The 3,422-nt window shown below is 70.2% G+C and carries 1 protein-coding gene; it reads right to left on the reverse strand.

Features of this window, described 5'->3' with window-relative positions; translation table 11 throughout:
• On the reverse strand, positions 1-3,422 hold a 3,422-nt coding region (locus G3I41_RS25795; protein WP_164402765.1), incomplete at both ends, for a non-ribosomal peptide synthetase.

Raw genomic sequence — 3,422 nt, forward strand, 5'->3', positions numbered from 1 at the left:
TCCATCGACGCCGGACACGCCTCCAGCAACAAGGCCAACGCATCACCGCCCGAAGCACCCGAAGCGCCCGAAGCACCCGAGGCCAAGGTCACCTCGCGCACCGGAAGAGCCGCCTCCCGCACGACGACCTGCAAAGGCGTCGACAGGCCCTCCCACAACACCGCAGTACGCAAAATGTCGTGCCGCCCGATCACCTGCTGAAGCGCACCGGCGAACGCGTCCACCCGCTGCCGAGAGTCGAAACCCAGCACCGTCGGCAGGACATACACGTCACGACCCTCGTCGGCGCCGAGCAGGTGGTGGAAGAAGATGCCCTCCTGCAAGGGTGCGAGCGGGTAGATGTCCGCGATGTTCGCCGCGCCACCCGGAACCGCCTCGACGATCCGCTCAAGATCGTCCTCGGTGACCTCAGCGAGCGTCACCATCTCCGGCGTCAGCACCGACGCGCCCGCCGGAATACCGTTCGCCGGCACCACGAACGACGCACCCGTGTCACCGGCGGCCGAGGCGAGCCCGGCCGGAGTCGGCGCCTGGAACAGCGCACGTACCGACACCGGAACACCGCGCACCCGCAGGCGCTCCGCTAGCCGTACGGCCAACAGGGAGTGGCCGCCGAGTTCGAAGAAGTTGTCGTCGATCCCGACCCGGTCCAGGCCCAGGACCTCGGCGAACGCCTCGCACAACAGCTGCTCGTCCGGTGTGCGCGGAGCACGGTAGGACGCTTCCAGTTCGGCGGTGCGGTCCGGGGCAGGCAGGGCACGCCGGTCCAGCTTGCCGTTCGCGGTCAGCGGCAGCGCGTCCAGGAGCACGATGGCCGAGGGCACCATGTACTCCGGCAGCACCGCCCCGACGCCCGTGCGCAGCAAGGCTGTGTCCGGGACCGCGCCCGCGGCGGGTACGACGTAGGCGGCGATACGCTTGTCTCCGGGGACGTCCTCGCGGACGAGCGCCGCAGCCTGCGCGACGCCGGCCTGGCCGAGCAGGGCCGTCTCGATCTCGCCCAGTTCGATGCGGAAGCCGCGTACCTTCACCTGGTCGTCGGTGCGGCTCAGGTATTCCAGTGTGCCGTCCGTGTGCCAGCGCACCAGGTCGCCGGTGCGGTACATGCGCCCGCCGTCCGGGGTCCCGAAGGGGCAGGCGACGAAGCGTTCCGCCGTCAGCCCCGGGCGATTCAGATAGCCGCGCGCCAGTCCGCTGCCGGCGATGTACAGCTCGCCCGGTACGCCCACCGGCACCGGGTGCAGGGCTGCGTCCAGGACGTACACCTGGGTGTTGAGGATGGGGCGGCCGATGGAGACAGGGGTGTCCGTCGTGACGGTCGAGGCCGTGGACCAGATGGTCGTCTCGGTCGGGCCGTAGAGGTTGGTGACGGAGGCGCTGTTGGCGGCCAGCGTACGGGCGAGTTCGGCGGGGAGTGCTTCACCGCCGACGAGAACGCGTACGGACTTCAGTACGTCGTCGCCCGCCAGGGCCTGCCACAGGCTGGGTGTGGCCTGCATGACGGTGACGGATTCGCGTGCGGCGAGGGAGCGGAGGGCTTGCGGGTCGCGTACTTCGTCCCGGTCGGCGAGCACGACCGTGGCTCCGGACAGGAGCGGCAGGTGCAGTTCGAGTCCGGCGATGTCGAAGCCGATGGTGGTGACGGCGAGCAGACGGTCGTTCCGGGTGAGCTGCAACCGGTGGTTCATGGCGTGCAGGAAGTTGTTCAGCGCGGAGTGCGGAACGACGACGCCCTTGGGGCGGCCGGTGGAGCCCGAGGTGAAGAGGGCGTAGGCAGGATGTGCCGGTCGGTGGCCCTTGCGTGTGTAGTCCGACACGGTTTGCCGCGCGAGGAGTTCGCTGACGGCGGGGTCGTCCAGCTCGATCCGCCGGACGCCGGTGTCCGTCCCCAGGTTCGTGTCGGTGGTCGAGCTGGTGGTGATCAGGGCCGTGGGGTGTCCGTCGGCGAGGGTCGTCGTCAGGCGGTCGGCCGGGTAGTCCGGGTCGAGCGGGAGGTAGGCGGCGCCCGTCTTGGTGACGGCCAGCAGTGAGACGACCAGTTCGGTGGAGCGCGGCAGGCACACGGCGACCAGGTGCTCGGGGCCGACCCCGTCGGCCGCGAGGAGCTGCGCCAGCCGGTTCGCCCGTGCGTTCAGCTCCGCGTAGGTCAGGCGGTGGTCCGCGTGGACCAGCGCGATCGCGTCCGGGGTTCGGGAGGCCTGCGCCTCGAACAGGTCCGGCAGCGTCTGGTCCGATACGTCGGAAGCCGTGGCGTTCCAGGTGGCCAGCAGCTGTTCGTGCTGCCGGTCGTCGAGGACGGGTATCCGGTCGAGCGGAGTGGGAAGGTCCTGCTCGGCGGCGCCGATGAGGTTCTCGACGGTGGTGTGCAGCAGCGTACAGACGGTGTCCGGGTCGATCGGGTGGCCCGACTGTACGGAGAGCCGGAACCCGGTGCCGGTGTCGTCGACGGACACCGTGACCGGGTAGTTGGTGCGCTCGTGCGAGTGCAGGAACTCCACGCCTGTGAGGGCGCTCTCCTCGGAGGCGACGCCGGGGCTGTGGCGGTAGTTGAGGAGTGAGGTGAACAGGGGGCTCTGCGCGGGGAGGCTGGTGGCCTGCTGCGCGAGGGTGAGCGGTGCGTGCTCGTGGGTGAGGAGTTCACCCAGCTGGCGCTGGGTGGCGCTGAGTCCGCCGAGGACGCTTTGGGTGGCGTCGATGCGGATGGGAAGGGTGTTGATGTAGAGACCCGGAGTGCGGTGGGCGGTGCCTCCCGCGTCCATGCGTCCGAGGAGGACGGTGCCGAAGACCGGGTGGGTCTGGCCGGTGGTCGCGGCGGCGACCCGCGCCCACGCCAGGTGGAAGAACGCCGCCGCACTCACCCCGTGACGCCGCGCCTGCACCCGGAGGCGCTCGGCGGCCTCCGCCGCCAACTCCACCACGGCCTCGCCGGTACCGCTGCCGTCGCCGTGGGTGTCGAGCACCCCGTAGGGTGCGGTCGGCTCCTCGACCTCGCCCAGCTCGCGCGCGAAATAAGCCTGGTGCTGCTCCGCGGACACGGCAAGACGCGCGTGAGCGACGAAGTCACGGTACGGCGCAGGCTCCGGCAGCCGGGCCTCTTCCTGCTCCAGATGCGCACGCACCTCCTCCAGCAGGATCTCCAACGCCTGGTGGTCACGGATCAGATGGTGGCTGCGCAACGCCACCAGCCAACGGTCCCGCCCGGGGTCCTGCGCCAGGGTGATGTCGACCATCGGCGCACGCCTGATGTCGATCGCCACCGGACAGCCGGTCAGCAGCGCGGACACCGCATCGTCACCAGCGGTGTCCGAAGGCAGGGCCACCTCGTGCACCGGAAGGGTCACCTGCCGCAGGACAACCTGCAACGGCTGCGGCAGGTTCTCCCACAGCACAGCCGTACGCAGAATGTCGTGCCGGTCAATCAC

It is taken from the genome of Streptomyces sp. SID9727, assembly GCF_010550605.1.
Taxonomy (GTDB): Bacteria; Actinomycetota; Actinomycetes; order Streptomycetales; family Streptomycetaceae; genus Streptomyces.